The sequence below is a fragment of the Synechococcus sp. H60.2 genome (genome assembly GCF_047462315.1).
Classification (GTDB): Bacteria; Cyanobacteriota; Cyanobacteriia; order Thermostichales; family Thermostichaceae; genus Thermostichus.
On sequence record NZ_JANSIZ010000002.1, the window covers coordinates 13,524 to 33,367 of the forward strand.

Consider the following 19,844-nt stretch of genomic DNA (forward strand, 5'->3'; position numbering starts at 1 on the left):
ATGTTCCCCTTTCCTGGTGTGAAGGCTTACACGCAGCCGGCTTTAGCCCGGCAGTGGTGCCAACGGGTGCAGGGATCCCGACCGCTGTTTTTGGCCTGCCTGGGGTTTACGGAAACAGCTCTTGTGCCGGGCATCTCCGCTGCCGGCGCCACGCCCTCCTTGCGGCGCTACACGGCCCTTGCCGATGGAGAGGTGCTGCTGGGGGGCTATTCTCACCGCTTACCCACCTCTCCCGATGGCTATCCTTCACCGGTGGTGATCAGCCGCGCCGTCCTGAGGGAGTTGGGGATCCCCTGTCGCGTGTTCGACTGTGGTTTGCCGGAGCCGCTGCCGGGGGCAGAAACGGTAAGCGCCAGGGGGATGGCCCGCTGCTTGAGCACAGGGCAGGCTTTATCTCTGGAACGGGTGGGATCCCTGTGGCAGGAGGGGTACGAGCGGGGATCCCGGCTGGAGTCGAGCTACTGCGTCATCGGCGAATGTGTGGCAGGGGGCACCACCACGGCACTGGCGGTGTTGCTGGGGCTGGGCTGGCAAGCAGAGGGCATGGTCAACAGCAGCCACCCGGTCTGTAACCACGCCCAAAAGCTGGCCTTGGCGCGGCAAGGTCTGGCCCATCTCTCGCCCAACGCTACAGCGCCGGAGGTGGTGGCCGCTGTGGGGGATCCGATGCAGCCCTTTGTGGCCGGGCTGGCGATGGCGGCAGCCCAGCGGGGGCCGGTGCTGCTGGCGGGCGGCACCCAGATGCTGGCGGTGCTGGCCCTGATGCGGCGCTGGGGGGAAGAGCAAGGGATCCCTTGGCCCCCGGAGAACGTAGTGGTAGGCACCACCCGCTGGGTGGCCGAGGATCCCTCCGGCAATACGGTGGCCTTGGCCGAGTTGCTGGGAACTGCCCCCCTTTTGGCTACCCAACTGAGCTTTGCCCAGAGCCGCTACGCCCCCTTACAGGCTTACGAGCGAGGCTATGTCAAGGAGGGGGTGGGGGCGGGTGGGCTGGCCATTGCCAGCAGCCTATATGCCGGCTGGGGCCAGGCAGAGCTGTTGGCCGCCGTTGAGCGCAGCTACGAGCAACTTGTGCTTCAGGCCGGCTCCAGGGGGGCCATCGTCAGGCCCTCCCGCAGCAACTGTTGATGGTAGAGCTCCGCTTGCTCTTGCGGGCCGACCCAGACGACCGCTTGCCCTTCGGCATCCACCTGCACGGTTAGTTGTCGCGCCAAGGGCAGGGTCATGCCGGGGATGTACTTGAGCAGGCATTCGGTAACGTGCTGAAAGGTGTTGAAATCGTCATCCAAGACGATCACCTTGAAGTGGGGGTAGGGCTGACGAACCCGGGTTCTCGACGGAGACGACTGCTGAGCCAGTCGAGTGGGAGCTTCCGTGGTCATAGCAGCAGAACTCAAGACAACATCCCGTAACTTTAATGCCTCAGATTTGATTCAGCTTTCTCAACAGCCAAAAATAGGCCGCTGTTGATTCTGAGTCTATTCTAGTTCCTAGTCTAGTTAACTTCAGTGGACGCATGGGGTCTGCAGGCAGCCCATGTTTGCCCTCGGATTCCTTGCCGGTGCAAGAGATGGGAAAGAGGTGCGGATTCCCGACCCACTCTCACAACATCAGCTCTTCCCGCAGGGAGCGGCGGGGCTTTTTGCCGCCGAAGTGGCGCTCAAAGTAGAGGGCGGTGGCTTGCGACAGGAGCCCGGCTTCGACAAGCGCCTGACACAGGGATCCCCCCGGCGGCAGGTGCTTCTGGATCTGTTCGATTTGGACGGCGCTGACCAGCCCCGAAGCCTTAAGGTAGTCGGCTACATGCCGTCCACCTGCTAGGTACACAGAGTAGCCGTCTTCGCTGAAAAACTTGACCGTCTCTGGCTTGAGGCCGCTGTGGTGGGTCAGCACATCCGTGAAGGTGCCGCCCTCTGTTTCCCAGGCATGGATGACGGCTTCGATGCCAGCATTGTCGAGGAGGCCGGCTGCCCGCAATTGGGTCAAGATCCGCTGCACCCAAGGGGTGGCCCGCTGCAGCGCTTCCAAGTCCTCTTCTCCCAAATACCCTTGGGGCGGTAATTCCCCTTCTGCTGCTCTTGCGGCTACAGTCGGCGTTGAGATGGCCTGCGGCGGGACTTGTTGCTGGGCCGTAGGTACGGTGGCAGGGGGAGGGGCTGGCTGTGTCTGAACTGCTTGCAGTTGGGCTTGGAGCTGACGCACCTGCTCTTGGGCCTGTTGGAGCTGGGCTTGGGTTTCTTGGAGTCGGGCTTGAGTTTCCTGCAGTTGCATCTGCAGCCGGTGGATGGTCTCGGCGGCTTCTTGGCGGGCGTGGGCCAGGTCGGCGATGAGGCGAGTTTTCGTCGATTGAGCCAGTTGGAGTTGGTGCTGGTGCTCCTGCAACGATTGGCTCAGGGTGGCCAGTTGGGCTTCCTTCTGCTCCAGCGTCTGGCGCAGGTGGGCTTCCGTTTGCTGGTGCTGCTGCAGCCGGGATCCCAGCTCTTGCAGCTTGGGTTTGGCCTGGGATTGCCATTCTGTCAGCTCGTGGCAGCGGCGACGTAAGGTCTCCAGCTCGGCTTGGGAAGCTTGCAACTGTTTGGCCAGGGCCTGGACTTGCGCGGATCCCCGATCTTGCTGGGCTTGGAGCTGCTCCTCCAACTCTTGAATGCGCTGCTGGGCAGCCCTGTGTTGCTCGGATCCCTGCTGAATCTGGGCGGCCAGTTGGGCTTCCAACTCGGCCATTCGCTGCTGCTGGGCCTGGTAGTTAGCAATCTGCTGCCGCAACTGCTCGGCTGTAGCTTGCTGGTGCTGTCGCTCCTGCTCCAGTTGCGCCTTTAGGGCGGCAACCTGCTCTTGGTAGCGCTCCAGTTGGGCTTTGTATTGCGCGGTAGCTTTGTGAACCTGCTGCGCTGCCTGCAGCGGCGAAGCGTAGAGGGGAGGCTGATCCGGAATGGTGGACCACTGCTCCACCATCACTTCCCAACTGTTGGCAGCTCCTCGCCGTCGCCGTAGCTGCTGCTGCTTGTCGAGGGCCCACTCCAACCAGTGGGGTTGCACCCAGCCCTGCTGCACCAGGATCTCCCCCAACTTGCGCTCGGGGTGGTGCTTTTGCTGAAGCAGAGCTTGATACACGTGCTCCACCTCCAGGTAGCCGTGCAGCACCAGGATCTCGCCGATGCGCACCAACTCGACCGGGATCAAAGGATAGAGATCTTGCGGGGCAACCCAGCCGTGCTGCATACACAGCTCCCCCAACATCAGGGGGCTGTCCGCCTTTTCCCACATGGCCTGAGCCAACTGGGCGGGGGTGAGCAACCCCGCTTTGTTGAGGGCTTCCCCCAAGCGGATCTCGAACTTCTCCCGCTCAATAGCGGCTGGGCTGGGGCTGGTCAACGGATTCATGGGGCCTCTCGGACATGAGGAGTAAGCTTAACTACAGCTATCATGTCGGAAAATTCTTAGAAAGGCGAGGGAGTGTAACTGTGATGCATTTTGTCAAGCCGGGGATCCACGGATGTTGCAGGAATGTCCATCTTTAAGCTGCAAGAGGCCGTTGTTCCCGGCTCTGAGCAAACTGCTGAAGCCGGCGCAGCATCAGCAATTGTCCCAAGCCCAAGGGCAAGAGAGAAACGGCTTCTACCCGCAACTGCACCCAGCCGTTCCCCCACCGCCAATCACAGTAGCCATCGGCTCCGCCCCACATCAGCAGGCGCAGCCGTTCCGGCAGCAGGGTTTCCACTTGGTGCAGGATCGAGAGGGGGCCCCATTGGACGGCAAAGGTGCTGCCCGGCTCCAGCCTGGCGGGCAGGGATCCCTGCAATTGCTGTGGCCAGATCCACTGCTGCAACAACTCCACCTCGGTCAAGCAGCGCTGTATCGTCGATGCACTGGCCTCGACTTCGATGCGGATGGTGGAAGATTGGAATGTCCCGAGCATCCTTGTCCCGCGTAGGTGACCCCAAAACCAAAGCGGCAAGGGGGTGACCCCTGTTAACTCTATTCTGGCCGATTGCTCCCGATTTGCCTTTGAAAACGGCTCGTCCCCATGTGGTGGCCATCTTGGCCCAAAGTCTGGATGGCAAGCTGGCAGCTCACCGCGGGCAAAGGCCCCACTTCGCCAGCGCCGAAGACTATCGGCACCTGGAAAACCAAGCTGCCCGGCAACAGGCTTTGATTATGGGGGCGGCCACGCTGCGGGCCTACGGCACCAGCCTTCGCCTCCGGGATCCCGAGCTCATCCAACGCCGACTCCAGCAGGGCCTCTCCCCTCAGCCTCTGACGATCATCTGCTCCGGCAGCGGGGATATTCCTGAGGATTTGCCGTTTTTTCGGCAGCCCCTCACCCGTTGGCTGTGGACCACTCCCCAGGGATCCCGGATTTGGGAGAACCGCACCGGCTTTGCAGATATCTGGGTGGCTGCCGATTGGGATCTGCCGGCACGGCTGGCCCGCCTGCGCAGTTTGGGCATTGAACGGGTGGGGTTGCTGGGCGGGGGGCGGCTTTTGGGCGCGTTTTTGCAGGCAGGGAGCTTGGATGAGCTGTGGGTAACCCTGGCGCCGGTGTTGCTGAGTGGGTATGCCGATGCCCCGGCTAGCATCGAGGGCTGGCAACTGCAGGGATCCCCGCCCCAGCTGGAGCTGCTGGAGTGCCACCGTGGCTCTAAGGAGCTGTTTTTGCGCTACCGGGTCGAGTGGCCCTGAGGGGGCTCGCGAGAAAAAATTTTTGGACAAATTTAGATTTCTCAGAAATCCACAGGTTTTCCCCAGACTTTCCACAGGCGGGCGGGCTGTTTTCCACAGACTCCTTGCCACAGGAAACGGCAGCGAGGGTTTCTGTGGAAAAGTCCAAACTGGAAAGTTCAGGCGGATACACCTTTAGGAATGTAACGGGATCGCGCCGTTTTTGCCGATGGCATCAAAACCAGCGGCGGACTTTAACAAACTTGGAGCCGCTGCCCAGGATTGACAGCCCCCATGGGGCAGAGGGGAGAATAGCCGCACCTGAGGTGAGGGGGAGATTTTCCTGGCAGCTCTCCTCAGAGGCAAAGAACCCTTTGCCCAAGAACTCTATCCCTTCTCCTGCCTGAGACAAGGCCAAGGGGCAGCCTGGTATCCTCTGGCCGCTGCCGGACGGGCTAGGGGCAAACTTCTACAGACTGTCTTGCTTTTGACGGGGCTGATGCGGCCCCCGGCATACCCAAGTTAGAGAGCTGGGTTGGTTTGTTTGCGATTCCCTTCTGGGCAGGCCCGGTTTTGGCCGGATCCCTAGGTTTTCTTGGTTTCACTGTTAACCCCGAGTAGGTGGTTGGGCTATGGATTCTCCCACCGTCAGCATTTTGAGCGAAATTCCCGAGGAGCTACACGACACTCTCAAAAACTACCTCTCTCGTCACCCCGACTGGGATCAAGATCGGGTGGTGACGGCGGCACTCTCGCTATTCCTGCTCCAGAGCGGAGACACAGATCGGCGCGCCGCCCGTATTTACTTAGACAGCCTGTTTCGCCGCAACTGAGCCCTCGGAAGGCAAGCCCCGAGGATGGCCCGATGCATGGGCAGGGGGGTAGGAACACTCTGTCAAGAACGTCCTACTAACCTGAACTGTTAACCTGAGTAGGAAGATGTCCCGCTGTTGCCGCATGCCGGCGGGAAGGGTAAAAAGGGATCCACCAAGGGAAAAACCGTGCCACAGGGCTTCGGGCGAGGAAAAAGCGACCGGCAGACGGCTGGGCCAAAGGGCCTAGGACGAGGCTCCGCTCTACCCCCCTGCCCTTCCCCGGAGGCGACCCTGGCGCTGGCCGAGCGCCACCGACAAGCAGGGGATCTGGAGACGGCACTGCACCTCTGCCGGCAGCTTACCCGGGCCCATCCCCACCTGTTCGCCGCCCAGGCGTTGCTGGGATCCCTCTATCTGCAGATGGGGGATCCCTGCCAAGCCCTGACCCCCCTGCAATTGGCTTTGCATCTGAGAAGGGACTGGGTGCCAGCCTGGCAGGAGCTGGGCGATGCCTGGATGCTACTGGGCAACCCGGAGGAGGCGGCGCACGCCTATGAACAGGGCCTGGCTTTTGCTCCTGCCGATGGGCAACTGCTCTTCCGGTTGGGCAGTTGTTGGCTGGCTTTGGGGAAACGGGAGCAGGCGATTGCAGTGCTGCGCCAGGCCGCAGCAGCCCAGCCTCCCCAAGTTTATGCTTTGGCGACTTTGGGGAACGCCCTCCTGTTCGACAACCAGCTTGGGGAAGCAGAAGCCTGGTTTCGCCGCGCTCTTGCCCTGGCGCCGCAGGAGGGGCGGATTCTCGTCAACCTCGGCCACTGCCTGCACCTACAAGACCGCCTAGAGGAGGCCGCCGACTGTCTGCGACGGGCCATCCCGCTGCTGCGAGAGGATGCCCAGCCCCACAACAACCTGGGCACCGTCCTGCAAGAGCAAAACCAACTCGAGGCCGCTATTGAGGCTTATCGGCGCGGCCTGCAGTTGGCCCCCGACTGGCCGGAGATCCACTACAACCTGGGCACGGCCTTGCTCACCCTGGGCCGCTACGAGGAGGGGTGGCGGGAGTACGAATGGCGGCTGCAGCGACAAGGGGCAGCCTATCCGCGCTTGCTTTCGCCCCTGTGGCCGGGATCCCCCTTGGGCCAGCAGACGCTGCTTGTCTACGCTGAACAAGGGCTGGGGGACACCATTCAGTTTGTGCGCTACCTGCCGCTCTTGGCCGCCGCCCATCCTGCAGCCCAAATTTTCTTCCGCTGTCAGGGCTCCCTCGTCGAGCTGGTGCAAGCCGCCTTCCCCCAGGTACAGGTTATCTCGGAGAGGGATCCCTTGCCTCCCTTTGACTGGCACCTGCCCCTGCTCAGCCTGCCCCGCCGCCTGGGCACCACGCTGGAGACAATTCCCAACCGCATCCCCTATCTGGTCTGTCCCGATTGCAGCTCCGCCTGGCCGGAAGATTGGCCCGAGGTTCCCCAGAGGGGGATAAAGGTGGGGCTGGTGTGGGCCAGTGGCCGCCGCGCCACCCCCGAACTCAACCGCGTGCAAAGGTTGAAAAGCTGTCCTCTCGACCTCCTGCTCCAGCACCTCCACTTGCCCGACGTGCAGTGGGTCAGCCTACAGGTGGGGGAAGATCTCAGCCAGTGGGCCCCCCTCTTGGAGCAGCACCAGGTGATGGAGCTGGGATCCCGTTTTCGCAGCTTTGTCGATACCGCTGCAGCGGTTGCTCACTTGGATCTGGTGATCAGTGTCGATACCGCCGTGGCCCACTTGGCCGGGGCGATGGGCAAGCCAGTGTGGGTGCTGCTGCCCTTTGCCGCCGATTGGCGCTGGCTCCTCCAGCAGCAGGACAGCCCCTGGTACCCCGGCGTGATGCGCCTGTTCCGTCAAGAAGCTCGTGGCAACTGGGTTGGCCCGCTGCAGCAGATGCGGAGGGCTCTGGAAGAGCTGCTAAGGGGGATCCCGTCCTACTCCTCGCCTTTTGGAACGATGCGCTGAAACAGATAGCCGGTACCGCGGGCTGTCAGGATAAGCTCAGGGTTGCTCGGGTCATCCTCCAACTTGGCCCGCAGCCGCGAGATGTGGACATCCACCACCCGCGTATCCACGTGGCGCTCCGGCGTGTAGCCCCACACCTCTTGCAAAATCTCGGCGCGGGAAAACGGCTCCCCAGAGCGGCTGACCAGCAGCTCCAGCAAACTAAACTCCATCCCCGTCAGGCGGATGCGCTCGTCCCGCTTGTAAACCTGCCGCTTATTGGTATCGATGCGAATGTCCCCCACCTGAATCACCCCTGAGCTGGGGATCCCTTCATGGGACGACCGCGCCACCCGCCGCAGCACCGAACGAATGCGGGCCTCCAGCTCTTTGGGCGAAAACGGCTTAACCACATAGTCGTCTGCCCCCAGCTCCAGCCCGGTAATGCGGTCGGCCACGTCCCCCAACGCCGTAAGCATGATGATCGGGATGTCGGATTCTTTGCGCAACTCCTGGCAGACCCCGTAGCCATCCAGCTTCGGCATCATCACATCCAGCACCACCAGGTCAGGGTCCTGCTTGCGGAAAACCTCCAGCGCCTCCTCCCCATCGGAAGCAGTAACCACGTCGTACCCGATCATCGAGAGGCGAGTCTCCAAAATACGGCGGATGCTGGCCTCATCATCGACCACGAGAATCCGTTCTTTGCGCTGGGCTTCCACGGTGCTGCAACTCCTAAACTTCTAGATGAAAAGGATTGGAAAAAATTGAGGTGAGCGCGAACTCGAGGTGGTCAGACGCAGCCTCCTCAGGGGCTCCTTCTGGATGGGTGGACTTCCCCTGGGAACTGCAACGCTGCCAAACCCTTGTTTGTCGGCAACGGAAACCGCAATCCAAGGATGCAGCTCCAGAAAACAAACACCGAAGGCTCGCCCGGCACTCGATTCAATCTTGTTAAAAGCGCCAACTTCAACTTCACTTGCTCCTGCTCGGTAGCACAGGTGTGGCACTCCTCCCCAAACCCTACCGCGGTTGACTGGCGCCAAACCGAATCTGAGAAGCCTTCGTAAGAAGTTACTTTCTACCACCTAATCTATCATCCAGAAGCGGCTGCTAACCCGCCTTAACCCTCTATTGTGCGGCCATTTTGCCCGACTTGATACATACCTTCACAACTTCTTCAGGTTGCTGCCAAGCTTTCGGAATCCTCCTCAGAAAAAGCTGCTGCCGCAACTGGGGATCCCTGGCCATTTGAAGCAGGGAGGAGGGTTTCGGCAACAGGGACAGGGTAGCAACTGACGAGCAGACCGGCGGAACGGATTTCGCGGTCGGCATGCAGCTCCAAAACCCGCCGCAACAGACGTTCTGCCGCCAGCCAAGTTGCCAGAGGCAGCGCACGCTCGGCCAGCCGGGACAAGGTCGGGTTGGGCAGGGATCCTAAAGCCTGCAGGACGGAATGAGAGACCCAGGCAACTGGGCTGAGTCGCTGCGCCAGCCGACAAGGATCGCAGACCAGGCCGCCCACCTGGGGACAGAAGAAAACCTCGCCCACTAACTCTTTCCCACAGGAGTAGCAGGCTTGTACCGAGGGGGCAACCCCCCCCACCACTAAAAGGTGGTAGAGCCCATGGACAAGGAGCGGCAAAACGGCCTCTGTTGCAGGGGCCTGCTCGATGCGTTCCAGATGCTCCACCAGCAGCACAAACAGCTCTTCCTGGGGCTGGTTGGGCAGGGCCAGCAGCAAAGCCACCTCCGCCAGGTACTGGGCTGCTGTGAGGTGGGCCAGGCTGCGGCCCAGACGGGGAAAACTCTGCAGGGTTTCTGCCTGGGCGATGCGCTGGAGACGCCGCGAGGGATCCGTTTGGGCCGACCAACGCCCCCGCGCCACCAGCAGATCGTTGACAACAAAAGGCTCCATCCGTCCTCCCCATTTGGAAGGCTGCTTACGGGATCCCTTGGCCACCGCCCGAATCAAGCCCTGCTCGCGGGTCAAAATGGTAACGATCCGATCCGCCTCCCCCAGCGGTATCGCTTTGAGGTTAATGCCCGTCACCCGGTAGGTGACCCCACTCATGGGCCGTCAGCTCCTCTAGCCTGCAGCTCTCGCATCAGCTCCAGCCCCCAGGAGGTGCCGATGCGGCTTGCCCCCGCGGCGATCATCGCCTCCGCCTGCGCCACTGTGCGGATGCCGCCCGAAGCTTTGACTCCCACCCTGCCGCGGCTAAGCTGCCACAGCAGTTGCACATCGGCCAGTGTCGCCCCTCCCATCCAGCCGGTAGAGGTCATCAAGAAAGCGACTCCCGCGTCCATGCAGATCTCAGCGGCCAGCCTTTTCTCCTCGTCAGTGAGCTGGGCTGTCTCCAAAATGGCCTTGACGCACACCCCCGTCTCCTCCACAATTTGAGCAATCTCGGCGTGGAGGCGATCCAGCTCCCGCGCCTTGAGCCAGGCCAAATTGATGCGGACATCCAGCTCCTGGCACCCCTGCTCCGCCGCCAACTGGGCCTCGTAGAGCTTGACCTCCGCCGTGTTGGTGCCCAGGGGAAACCCCACCACGGTGCTCACCCGTACCCGAGCTCCGTGTAACCGCTCCACCGCCCGTGGCACGTAGCAGGGAGGCACGCAAAAAGTGGGGAAGCCATAGCGCAGAGCAATTTCACACCCCTGGTCGATCTCCTCTGGGGTCACCATCGGCAGCAGCAGAGTGTGGTCGATGTACTCCGCCAAGTTAATCGGGCCGTCTGCCAGGCCCTTGGGCTCCAGAGAGAGCATCAGTTGCCCGATTCCACAGCACTATCTCTACTCTAGCCCCAAAGATCCCGGAGAGCAGCCGCAGCAGCCAATCCCCTCTGCCCCTGAGATTTCAGCTAGAAACCGCAGGAGCCCCGCCCTGTACCCCCGTATACGGGAGGAGGGGGCCGGTCAGGGCCAGGAGGAATGCAGAGGACGTATAGTTGCAACATGACCCAAGTTTTAACTGTCTCCTGCAAGCTCAAGGTATCTGCGTCGCAAGCCGCCAAGCTGGATGCGACTCTGGATGCCTTTGCACAAGCACTAAACTGGGTCAACCAAAACACACCAGAGAAGGTGGTCAACGCAGTCAAGCTTCAATCGCTCTGCTACCACGAAATTCGTACCCGATTTGGGTTCTCCAGCAATAAGGACTCCGTCCCGCTAGCGCAAGTGGCACAGCAGGTAGGCAGGAGGCTAGCCGCTGCACGTAAGAGTGCCCAACAGAAAAACCGTTCAGTTAAAGCGTTTAAGGGCGGCTTTGTCACGTACGACGCTCGCATTTTCTCCTTCCGTGAGAGGGACTGGACAGTATCGCTGACCACCGTTGAGGGACGCGAACGCTTTGAGCTGGATGTTGGCTCCTACCAGCGCGGGATGCTGGCGGGTTCTCATCCCAAAGCAGCCACGTTGGTCAAACGCCAAGACGATTCCTACTCCATTCAAATTTGCGTGGAGTCTGAGGTACTGGAACCGCAGAACACCGCCAAGGCGATTGGCGTGGATTTGGGTAGGAGGGATATTGCGGATATTGCTCATACCTCTGAGGGGGACAACTGGAATGGACAGCAGTTGAACCAGGTCAGAGACCACTACTCCCGGTTGAGAGCGGTTCTCCAACGCAAAGCCAGTCAGGGCACACGCAGTTCTCGACGGAGATGTCGGCAACTGCTGCAACGGCTGTCTGGTCGGGAGAGACGCTTTCAAGCCTGGGTGAACCACTGCATCTCTACTCGCGTCAGCGGGACGGAGTCCTTAGCCATTGTTGCTAGGGCCAAAGCTACCTGTAGCATCCTTGCCTTGGAGGACTTGACTGGGATCCGTGAACGAGTCAACCAACAGCCACGCAGCAAGACGGAGCGGCGGCGGTCGAACAGTGAGGCCTACGGCCCGCTAGCGCGAGGGGCGTTCTACCCGTTGCGGCAGTTTGTGCACTACAAGGCCGCCAGAGCAGGGATCCAGGTTGTGGTGGTGCCGCCTGCCTACAGCTCGCAGACCTGCCACCGGTGTTTGTGGCTTGGGCAGCGGGAAGGGAAGCATTTTCGTTGTGTGAACCCAGCTTGTGGTTGGGAAGGGGATGCAGATTTTAACAGTGCCAACGTCATTGCCCTTTTGGGGGTCGCTGTAAACTGGCCCCCGGCCCCCCTTACATCCCCCCGTATACGGGGGGAACGAGGGGGGCCCGTGGTTGGCTTGCCAACTGCAGGGCTACAGAAAGCCCGCTCCGTACCGCTTAGCGGTCGGAGCCGGGTAGTTTACGGTCTTGCTGGGTGAATCGAGAGAGAACTTGCTGCCAAAGGTGGGCAAGCTGGGATCCCCTGCCCTTGGCGTACAGCAGGCGGGATCCCTCTGCCTGAGGATCGGGTTCTAGGCGCAGCCAGAGGTAGGTTGCTGGCAAGTAGGGCAGGTACTGAGGCCATTCGATGGCGGTGATCCCAGCTTGGCTCCAAAGTTCTTCCAGCCCCAGATCGTCGAGAGCTGAGGACTCGGCTCCGCCAGAGGGGGATCCCAGACGGTAGAGATCGCAATGAAAAAGAGGGATCTGTCCGGTGTGGTATTCCTGGAGCAGCACGAAGGTGGGGCTGTCGATGGGTTCAGGGATCCCCAAGCCCTGGCCTAGGCCCTGTACAAAGGTGGTTTTGCCGCTGCCCAGGTTCCCTTCTAGAAGGATCACTAGGCCGGGAGGGGGGTTTATCCTGCTCCTGCCCTGGGGGTTGTGTTGCTGGCCTGAAGAGTCAAGGAGGCGAACGGCAGCCTGGGCTACCAGGGCCGCCAGCGATTGGGTGGCAGCGGCAAAGGGCAACACCAGAGGAGAAGCTTGTTGCCAAAGCTCTTCATCTCGTGCGCTCGCCATGGCTTACGGCTCCTTCGAGGGGTGCTCAGGGGTGGGGATCCCTGTCGAGAGATCAGGTGAGGGCCTCACTGGGCTTAGGTGAGCAGAAGCACGTCTTTGGGCGGTCAGCATCACGGCCAAGCCAGCTCCGATGAGCAACAGGCTCACTCCCTGGGCCACTCGCAAGGACCCCAGCATGAGGCTGTCGGTGCGCAGCCCCTCGATCCAGAAGCGTCCAAGGCTATACCCCAGCAGGTAGAGACCCAGGAGGCTACCAGGCGGAGGCTGACGCCGATAGCTCAAAAAGAGCAGGATCCCGAAGAGGCCCAAGTTCCAGAGGGACTCGTACAGAAAAGTGGGATGCACACGGGATCCGTCGGGGAGCTGTAGCTGGATCCACAGAGAACTATCCGGAGGCAAAACCTCTCCATAGGCCTCGTTGTTGAAGAAGTTGCCCCAGCGACCGATGCTCTGGCCAAGGCTGAGGGAAGGAACGATGCAATCGGCCAGCAGCCAGAAGTTCAGCCGCTGCCGGCGGGCAAATAGGTAAAGTGCCGCACTGCCCCCCAGCAAAGCGCCATGGATGGCCATCCCCCCCTGCCAGAGGGCCAGGACTTTCCACCAAGGGCCATCTCGATATCGCTCCCACTCAAAAGCCACGTAGTAAAAACGGGCAAGGGGCAGGGATCCCACCACCAGCCACAGCAGCAGATCAGACATGGAATTGGGGGGAAGACCGCGCCGTGCCGCCAGGTGGCGGGCCAGGAGCAAGCCCAGCACCATGGCTAAGCCGATCAGCAGGCCATACCAACGCAGGCTAAAGGGGCCCCAGGTGAACACAATTGGACCGGGGGATTGCAACACCAGGGTCATGAGCACGGCGGTATTCCTGAGCTGGTCTTTCTAGCTCACTCTACCTATTCTGCGACCCTCACCCCCAGCCCCTCTCCCTGAGGGAGCAACCCTCACCCCCAGCCCCTCTCCCTAAGGGAGAGGGGAGCTGGGAACTGAGGCAAGGTACGAGCTGACTCCAATTTGGAGGGAGATAAAGGGATCCGCTGAGGGCAACAAGGCGACAATGCTAGAATGCAGGCTCGATTTTCCACCGCAACTCCTGGGGGAGGGTGCTGGCCATGACCCGAAGCAAAGCTGCTGCCGTGAACAATGGAGACGACTTGGACAAGTTGAAGTCGGAGAAACGCAAAGCTCTGGATCAAGTGTTGGGCCAGATCGAGCGCAATTTCGGCAAAGGGGCGATCATGCGCTTGGGAGATGCGGCCCAGATGCGGGTGGAGACCATACCCAGCGGCGCTATCACCCTCGACTTGGCCATGGGCGGTGGCTACCCCAAGGGGCGAATCATCGAAGTCTTCGGGCCGGAATCTTCTGGGAAAACCTCGGTTGCTCTGCACGCCATTGCCGAGGTGCAAAAACGAGGGGGAACAGCCGCCTTTGTGGATGCCGAGCACGCGCTGGATCCCACTTATGCAGCAGCTTTGGGGGTGGATATCCAGAATCTGCTCATCTCCCAGCCAGACACGGGGGAGGCAGCTTTGGAGATCGTCGATCAACTGGTGCGATCTGCTGCTGTGGACATTGTGGTGGTGGACTCGGTGGCAGCGCTGGTTCCCCGCGCCGAGATCGAGGGGGATATGGGAGATGCCCACATGGGACTACAGGCCCGCCTGATGAGCCAAGCACTGCGCAAGATTGCCGGCAACGTCAGCAAAACCGGATCAATTGTTCTGTTCCTTAACCAGTTGCGCTCCAAAATCGGCGGCATGGGCTACGGCCCCCAGGAAACCACCACCGGCGGCAATGCCCTCAAGTTCTATGCGTCGGTGCGGCTGGATATTCGCCGCGTGCAAACTCTAAAAAAAGGTGCTGAAGAATACGGGATCCGAGCGCGGGTCAAGGTGGTGAAAAACAAAGTTGCTCCCCCCTTCCGGCGGGCAGAATTTGACATCATCTTCGGCCAGGGCATCTCCAACATCGGCTGCATTGTCGATTTGGCTGAGGAGATGGGCATTCTCAAACGACGCGGTTCCTGGTACAGCTACAAAGAGGAGAATGTGGCCCAAGGGAGAGACAATCTGGTCGTTTACCTGAAAGAAAAGCCGGAGATCCTGGCGGAGGTGGAAGCGGCTGTGCGGGAAAAACTTTCTGCAGGGGTAACGGTTTCTGCCAGCCGACCGGGGGGGATGGAGGAGGGAGAGCAGGAAGAGATTGAGGCCCCCATCTTTGCAGATGAGGAGTTGTGAAACGAGGGCGGCTCTTCAAGCTGTGTCTCTCAACTGGGCTCGCCGCTGGCGCAAAGCTTCGTAGAGCAGCAATCCCCCTGTCATGGCCACGTTGAGGGATTCGACGCCCTCGGCCATCGGGATCCGCACCTGGGCATCGGCCTGCTGGATGGTGGATGCCTTTAGGCCAGCCCCTTCGTTGCCCAAGAGAAAAAGGGTTGGCCGGGTGAGGTCGTGATCCCAATGGCAGGTGGCCAGAGGGGAGAGGGTGGCGGCCAAAACTTGGATCCCTTGGCGACGACAGGCCTGGATCCAGGTGGGCAGGTCGGGCAAGACTTGCGGCGGGCGGCGAAACCACTGGCCGGCGGAGGCCCGCAGGACTTTGGGGTTTTCCGGATCGACGCTGTCTGCGCTTAGCCAGAGGCCATCGGCTCCGGTGGCCGCCACGACGCGGATCAGGGATCCCAAATTACCTGGATCTTGCAGGGCTTCGACCACCAAGCCCAGGCGCAACGCCTCTGGGGGAGGGGAGGCGATTTGCCGGCTAACGGCCACAGCTACAACCCCTTCCGGAGACTCGGTGGTAGAGAGGGCCGCCATCACTTCTAGGCTGACGGCCTGCCGCCGCAGATGCTGGGGCAGGCTGGCCAACAACTGGGGATGACGCTCGGCCCAATCGAAGGTGTAGCAGACAGCTCGCAGAGGCCAGCCGACCCCCAGCGCCTCTTCGAGGAGGTGGGATCCCTCTATTAAGAAGGCGCCCTGTTCCCGCCGGCCTTTGCTGCGGTGCAACTGCCGCAACTGCCGGATCCAAGGGTTTTTTGGGCTGGTGAGGAGCTCAGAAGCCATGCGGAGGAAGAGGAGAGATGGAACGGGGAAGGCTTAATCGCAGCGGCGCAGCCGTTGGATAAAAAATCCATCCCGATCCTGGCGATGGGGCCAGATGAGCAGGGGATCCCCTTCGGCGGCCCAGTGGGGATGCCGGTTCAGAAAAGACTGGATGACCGCCTCGTTTTCGGCAGGATGCAGGGTGCAGGTGGCGTACACCAACAGTCCGCCCGGCTTGAGCCAACGGGCTGCCACCTGCAACAGCCGACCCTGCAGATGGGCCAGCTCCTGCACCTGATCGGGGGTTTGGCGCCAGCGGGCATCGGCATGGCGGTGCAGGGTTCCCAGGCCGGAGCAGGGAGCGTCCAGCAACACCCGGTCGGCGCTCTGCCAGGGGGGCAGGGGGGCAGGGGGTTCGGCAGCGGCGCTCAGGGATAACAGGTCGATGGCCAGGGGACGGATCGAGCGCAAGCCTAAGCGCTGCACATTTTCCTCTAGGCGCCGCAGGCGGTGGGGATGGCGATCCAGGGCCCAGATCTCGCCGCGATCCTGCATCTGCTCGGCCATGTGGGTGGTCTTGCCGCCGGGGGCGGCACAGCAGTCGATCACCCGTTCCCCTGGCTGGGGATCCAGCCAATGCACCACCTGCTGGGCGCTGGCATCCTGAACACTCCACCAGCCCTGGGCAAAGCCCGGCAGGGCCCTGATATCGCCGGCAGGCCGCCCTAGCCGCAGGGCGCCCGGCACCTCAGGGATGGGTGAGGCGGGGATCCCCACTTCTGCCAAGGCTTGAATGACTTTGTTCACATCTGCCCGCAGCGGGTTAACCCGCAGATCCAGGTGGGGCGCTCGGTTGAACCAGGCGCACAACTGCTCGGTCTCGGCTGGCCCCAGGCGCTCCCACCAGAGGCGCACCAGCCAGTCGGGAAAGCTGTGCCGGATCCCCAAGGCCTGAATCGGATCCGTGGGCAGCGTGTCCTGTAAGGGCTTGAGGGGATCCTTTTCCGCCCCATCCAACGCTTGCCGCTGGTAGGCACGCAAGATGCCGTTCACCACCCCTGTCAGGGATCCCAGGCCCACCTGGCGGGCCAATTCCACGCTGGTGTGGATGGCGGCGCTGGGGGGGATGTGATCCAGAAAAGCCAGTTGGTAAAGGCCAAGGTGCAGAATCAGCCGCAAGTCGGGCGGTTGCTGGTAGGCAGAGCGGCGGGCAAAGCAGTCGATCAGGGCATCAAGGGTGCGGCGACGGCGGGTAATGCCGTACACTAGCTCGCTGACCAGGTGCCGGTCGGCGGGGATCAGGCGGCTATGGGCCAACAGGTGCTCCAGCACCAGGTCGGCGTAGGCGTTTTGCCGCTCGATCTTCTGCAGAGCCAAGAGGGCCAGTTGACGCGCGTTCATGGTCGCCCCAAAGGTTTTCCTATCCGCTGCCCTTGTCCAGGATCCCCGCTGGGCGATACTGGAAAAGCTCTTCTCCAGGGATCCCATCATGCCTCACGCCAGTGTCTTTCTCGAGGTGATCCCCGCCATCGACCTTTTGCAGGGCCGCGCCGTGCGTCTTTACCAAGGCGATTACGCCCAGGCGGAACAGGTGGCCGCCGACCCCATCCAGCAGGCAGAAATCTGGGCTGCCCAAGGGGCGCCTCGCCTGCACGTGGTAGACCTGGACGGGGCCAAAAGCGGGGATCCGGTTAACTTGCCCATCATTGCAGACATCGTCCGCAAACTGGCCATCCCGGTGCAGGTGGGGGGCGGGATCCGATCTCTCGAACAGGCGCGGCAGTTGCTGGACTTGGGGGTAGATCGGGTGATCGTCGGCACTGTCGCTGTGGAGGATCCCAACACTCTAGAGGCGATGACTCAGGCCTTGCCAGGACGCATCTGGGTGGGGATTGACGCCCGCCAAGGGCAGGTGGCTACCCGCGGCTGGCTGAACACCACCCCCCTGCCGGCCACCGAACTGGTGCAACGGGTACAAGCTCAAGGGGCTGCCGGGATCATCTACACCGACATTGGCCGGGATGGCACCCTGGCCGGCCCCAACCTGGAGCAGTTGCGGCAGGTTCTGGCTGTTTCCCGCCTGCCGGTGATTGCCTCTGGGGGCATCGGCTCGCTGACGGACTTACTTGCCCTGCTGAGCTTGCCGGGTTTGGCCGGAGCCATTCTGGGCAAGGCCCTTTACTCAGGAGCCATCTCCCTGCCGGAGGCGTTGCGCGCCGTGGGGCCGGGCCGCTGGCAAGATCTGCCGCCAGAAACGGGATCCCGGTGGGCCTAGGAAGAAACAGCCCTGGCAAAATTTTTGCCATACTCTATGAAACCGACATGTAACTAAACAGCTTCTGGGAAACCAACTGGGAAGGAAGCTCTTCCCCAGACTGACTCTTGTCTAGGCGTTTATGGAAGTTCCCGCCCTTCGCCCCGCCGTTCAAGCCTTACAGCCGGAGTTGGTGGCCTGGCGCCGCCACTTGCATAAGTACCCAGAGCTGGGTTTCCAAGAGAAGCAAACTGCCGCCTACATCAGCCACCGCCTGAGAAGTTGGGGGATCCCGCACCAGACCGGCATCGCCCACACCGGCATTGTGGCCACCATCGCGGGAGAAGAGCCAGGGCCGGTTTTGGCGCTGCGGGCCGACATGGATGCCCTACCCATTCACGAGGCCAACGAAGTCGAATACCGTTCCGCCATCCCCAACGTTATGCACGCCTGCGGCCATGATGGCCACACGGCCATTGCCCTGGGCACCGCCAAGCTGCTGCAGCAGCAGCGCCAAAGCCTCAGAGGCACCGTCAAAGTCATTTTCCAGCCCGCTGAAGAAGGTCCCGGCGGAGCCAAGCCAATGGTGGAAGCGGGGGTGCTGAAGAACCCAGATGTAGAAGCCATCCTCGGCTTACACCTGTGGAACAACCGTCCTCTGGGCACCATTGGCGTCAAAAGTGGCCCCTTAATGGCCTTTGCCGATCGCTTTCAAATCGAGGTCATTGGACGGGGCGGCCATGCCGCTCTTCCCCAGCAGACGGTGGATGCCATTGTGGTCGGATCCCACATTGTGAGCGCTTTGCAGACCATCGTCTCCCGCAACGTGGATCCACTGCAGCCGGCGGTGGTGACGGTGGGCCGCTTCCGGGCCGGCGATACTTTCAACGTCATCGCTCCCAGGGCAGAGATTTGGGGCACCGTGCGCAGCTTTCAGCCGGAAGTGCGGGATTTGCTGGCAAGGCGTATTGAAGAAATCGTGGCCGGCATTTGCCAAGCCTACGGGGCCACCTACGAGTTCCAGTACGAGCGGGGCTATCCGGCGGTTCACAATGACCCTGCCATAGCAGCCCTGGTAGAACAAGCCGCCCGCCAGGTGTTTGGTTCAGAAGCCGCGATCGTTCCTGAGATGACCCTGGGCGGGGAAGATGTCTCGTTTTTCCTCAACGAGGTGCCCGGCTGCTACTTTTTCCTGGGATCCGCCAACCCTGCCAAAGGACTAGATTATCCCCATCACCATCCCCGCTTTGACTTTGATGAAGCTGCTCTCGGCATTGGCGTGGAGCTGTTCTTGCGCTGCATTGAAAACTACACCGGAAAGACTTTGGGCTGAGGGGAGCACTTCCCAGAAAAGCTATGGCCACTGGAATTAGTTAATAACTGACGAAGCCGCTCGCTACGTCAAGTCCTAGCTCCCCTCTCCCTCAGGGAGAGGGGCTGGGGGTGAGGGCCTCAGGGAGAGGGGTCGCCTCTAGGGCCGGAGTAGGTCGGCGGATCCAGCGCCGGGGATCGGCAAGCGTTGCAGCGGTTCTGGGGTGGGCGGGGCAGGGACAGGGTTCAAGGCGGTGGGAATGTACAGGGGCTTGGGATCGGGATCCCCGCCGAAGGCCAGCAGAATGGCCCGCAGCAGGGCCTGTCGCTGTTGCCGGGTCAGGGCTTGCACGGCTGCCTTGTCTTGGGCATAGGGGTTAACCGTCAGGCGCTCGGCACCCGGGTAGCGCTGGGCAACTATCGGCTCATTGGCGTCCAAATAGTCCGCTAGCGTCAGTTGCCAGTCAAAGCGGTCGGTAGGAGAGCGACCGACCACCTGCAGGTGGTAGACCATCATCCGCCGCACCAAGGTATCTTCCTCGGGCGCGGGGCCGCCGTCGTTGGGGTTCACGGGGGTATAGCCATTTTCCAGCGGCAAATCTGGCAAGGCCGCGTAGACCTGCCGCGCCGCCTCAGGGATCAGCCGCAACTGGGCATAGGCAGGGCCGGATCCCAGTAGAGCCACAGCGGCAATGCCCACCCAACTTCGCCAAAGAGCTTGTTTCCTCACCACAACTTTCTTCTCCGCTGGCAGCAAACTAGCGTTCCAAATGGTCGTGAAACTACTTTTTGAGCTGCAATGCTCATCTCTCCTGAGCAGAAAAGCTTGGGATCCCGGAGCACTTGGGAAGTGTCGCAACCTACAAGGGACGGTCATGAACCGTTCTAAACTGCATGGATTTTTTGACTCAACATTTATAGACAGG

General features: G+C 61.5%; 19 protein-coding genes. 8 read left to right on the forward strand and 11 right to left on the reverse strand.

Annotated features, from left to right (window positions below):
- Positions 1–1,128, forward strand: a complete 1,128-nt coding sequence (cobT, locus tag NW845_RS00535) for a nicotinate mononucleotide-dependent phosphoribosyltransferase CobT (RefSeq protein WP_414365961.1) — start codon at positions 1–3, stop codon at positions 1,126–1,128.
- Here the strand turns inward: cobT and clpS are convergent.
- The 3 genes from clpS to NW845_RS00550 form a co-directional block, all read right to left on the reverse strand.
- Entirely contained in the window at positions 1,077–1,382 is a 306-nt protein-coding gene (clpS, locus tag NW845_RS00540) for an ATP-dependent Clp protease adapter ClpS (protein ID WP_414335062.1), read from the reverse strand. The two genes, cobT and clpS, sit on opposite strands and share 52 nt — an antisense overlap.
- A 220-nt stretch (positions 1,383–1,602) precedes the next feature.
- A complete protein-coding gene (locus tag NW845_RS00545; RefSeq protein WP_414376236.1) occupies positions 1,603–3,381 on the reverse strand; it encodes a hypothetical protein in 1,779 nt (592 codons plus the stop codon).
- Positions 3,382–3,514: 133 nt separating this feature from the next.
- On the reverse strand, positions 3,515–3,916 hold the full coding sequence (locus NW845_RS00550; RefSeq protein ID WP_414335052.1) for a hypothetical protein: 402 nt from the start codon (positions 3,914–3,916) through the stop codon (positions 3,515–3,517).
- A gap of 89 nt (positions 3,917–4,005) precedes the next feature.
- Here NW845_RS00550 and NW845_RS00555 point away from each other — a divergent pair, with 89 nt between their 5' ends.
- The 3 genes from NW845_RS00555 to NW845_RS00565 all read left to right on the forward strand — a co-directional run bounded on the left by NW845_RS00555 (position 4,006) and on the right by NW845_RS00565 (position 7,463).
- The gene (locus NW845_RS00555) at positions 4,006–4,680 is read left to right on the forward strand and encodes a RibD family protein (RefSeq protein ID WP_414335053.1); all 675 of its coding nucleotides are present in this window, start codon (positions 4,006–4,008) and stop codon (positions 4,678–4,680) included.
- A 611-nt stretch (positions 4,681–5,291) separates the two neighbouring features.
- Positions 5,292–5,492, forward strand: coding sequence for a DUF2811 domain-containing protein (locus NW845_RS00560; protein WP_011430239.1), 201 nt, complete (start codon positions 5,292–5,294; stop codon positions 5,490–5,492).
- 168 nt (positions 5,493–5,660) lie between these two features.
- A complete protein-coding gene (locus NW845_RS00565) occupies positions 5,661–7,463 on the forward strand; it encodes a tetratricopeptide repeat protein (RefSeq protein ID WP_414376238.1) in 1,803 nt (600 codons plus the stop codon).
- On the opposite strand, the gene rpaB is transcribed toward NW845_RS00565, so the two are convergent.
- The 3 genes from rpaB to deoC all read right to left on the reverse strand — a co-directional run bounded on the left by rpaB (position 7,433) and on the right by deoC (position 10,214).
- Entirely contained in the window at positions 7,433–8,164 is a 732-nt protein-coding gene (gene rpaB / locus NW845_RS00570; RefSeq protein ID WP_414365957.1) for a response regulator transcription factor RpaB, read from the reverse strand. The two genes, NW845_RS00565 and rpaB, sit on opposite strands and share 31 nt — an antisense overlap.
- Before the next feature lie 458 nt (positions 8,165–8,622).
- The gene (gene recO, locus NW845_RS00575) at positions 8,623–9,516 is read right to left on the reverse strand and encodes a DNA repair protein RecO (RefSeq protein ID WP_414376241.1); all 894 of its coding nucleotides are present in this window, start codon (positions 9,514–9,516) and stop codon (positions 8,623–8,625) included.
- Positions 9,513–10,214, reverse strand: a complete 702-nt coding sequence (gene deoC / locus NW845_RS00580) for a deoxyribose-phosphate aldolase (protein WP_414376243.1) — start codon at positions 10,212–10,214, stop codon at positions 9,513–9,515. The genes recO and deoC overlap by 4 nt, the downstream gene beginning before the upstream one ends.
- A 189-nt stretch (positions 10,215–10,403) precedes the next feature.
- Between deoC and NW845_RS00585 the strand changes: the two genes are divergently transcribed.
- Complete coding sequence (locus tag NW845_RS00585; protein WP_414376246.1) at positions 10,404–11,726, forward strand: RNA-guided endonuclease InsQ/TnpB family protein; 1,323 nt, start codon at positions 10,404–10,406, stop codon at positions 11,724–11,726.
- Here NW845_RS00585 and tsaE read toward each other — a convergent pair.
- Both tsaE and lgt read right to left on the reverse strand, forming a co-directional pair.
- Positions 11,686–12,306, reverse strand: coding sequence for a tRNA (adenosine(37)-N6)-threonylcarbamoyltransferase complex ATPase subunit type 1 TsaE (gene tsaE / locus NW845_RS00590; protein WP_414376248.1), 621 nt, complete (start codon positions 12,304–12,306; stop codon positions 11,686–11,688). The two genes, NW845_RS00585 and tsaE, sit on opposite strands and share 41 nt — an antisense overlap.
- A gap of 3 nt (positions 12,307–12,309) precedes the next feature.
- The gene (lgt, locus tag NW845_RS00595; RefSeq protein WP_414347756.1) at positions 12,310–13,158 is read right to left on the reverse strand and encodes a prolipoprotein diacylglyceryl transferase; all 849 of its coding nucleotides are present in this window, start codon (positions 13,156–13,158) and stop codon (positions 12,310–12,312) included.
- Positions 13,159–13,418: 260 nt separating this feature from the next.
- Between lgt and recA the strand changes: the two genes are divergently transcribed.
- Positions 13,419–14,546 (forward strand): recombinase RecA, encoded by a 1,128-nt coding sequence (gene recA, locus NW845_RS00600; protein WP_414376251.1) that lies wholly within the window; start codon positions 13,419–13,421, stop codon positions 14,544–14,546.
- Positions 14,547–14,561: 15 nt separating this feature from the next.
- Here recA and NW845_RS00605 read toward each other — a convergent pair whose 3' ends face one another.
- A complete protein-coding gene (locus NW845_RS00605) occupies positions 14,562–15,374 on the reverse strand; it encodes a TrmH family RNA methyltransferase (protein WP_414335762.1) in 813 nt (270 codons plus the stop codon).
- A 33-nt stretch (positions 15,375–15,407) separates the two neighbouring features.
- Positions 15,408–16,754 (reverse strand): 16S rRNA (cytosine(967)-C(5))-methyltransferase, encoded by a 1,347-nt coding sequence (locus tag NW845_RS00610; RefSeq protein WP_414335764.1) that lies wholly within the window; start codon positions 16,752–16,754, stop codon positions 15,408–15,410.
- Between the two features lie 88 nt (positions 16,755–16,842).
- Between NW845_RS00610 and hisA the strand changes: the two genes are divergently transcribed.
- Positions 16,843–17,628: a 1-(5-phosphoribosyl)-5-[(5-phosphoribosylamino)methylideneamino]imidazole-4-carboxamide isomerase gene (hisA, locus tag NW845_RS00615; RefSeq protein WP_414335765.1), complete on the forward strand. Its 786-nt coding sequence runs from the start codon at positions 16,843–16,845 to the stop codon at positions 17,626–17,628.
- A gap of 121 nt (positions 17,629–17,749) precedes the next feature.
- Positions 17,750–18,940 (forward strand): M20 metallopeptidase family protein, encoded by a 1,191-nt coding sequence (locus tag NW845_RS00620; RefSeq protein WP_414376255.1) that lies wholly within the window; start codon positions 17,750–17,752, stop codon positions 18,938–18,940.
- A 138-nt stretch (positions 18,941–19,078) separates the two neighbouring features.
- On the opposite strand, the gene NW845_RS00625 is transcribed toward NW845_RS00620, so the two are convergent.
- A complete protein-coding gene (locus tag NW845_RS00625; protein ID WP_414376258.1) occupies positions 19,079–19,651 on the reverse strand; it encodes a hypothetical protein in 573 nt (190 codons plus the stop codon).
- Positions 19,652–19,844: the final 193 nt, after the last annotated feature.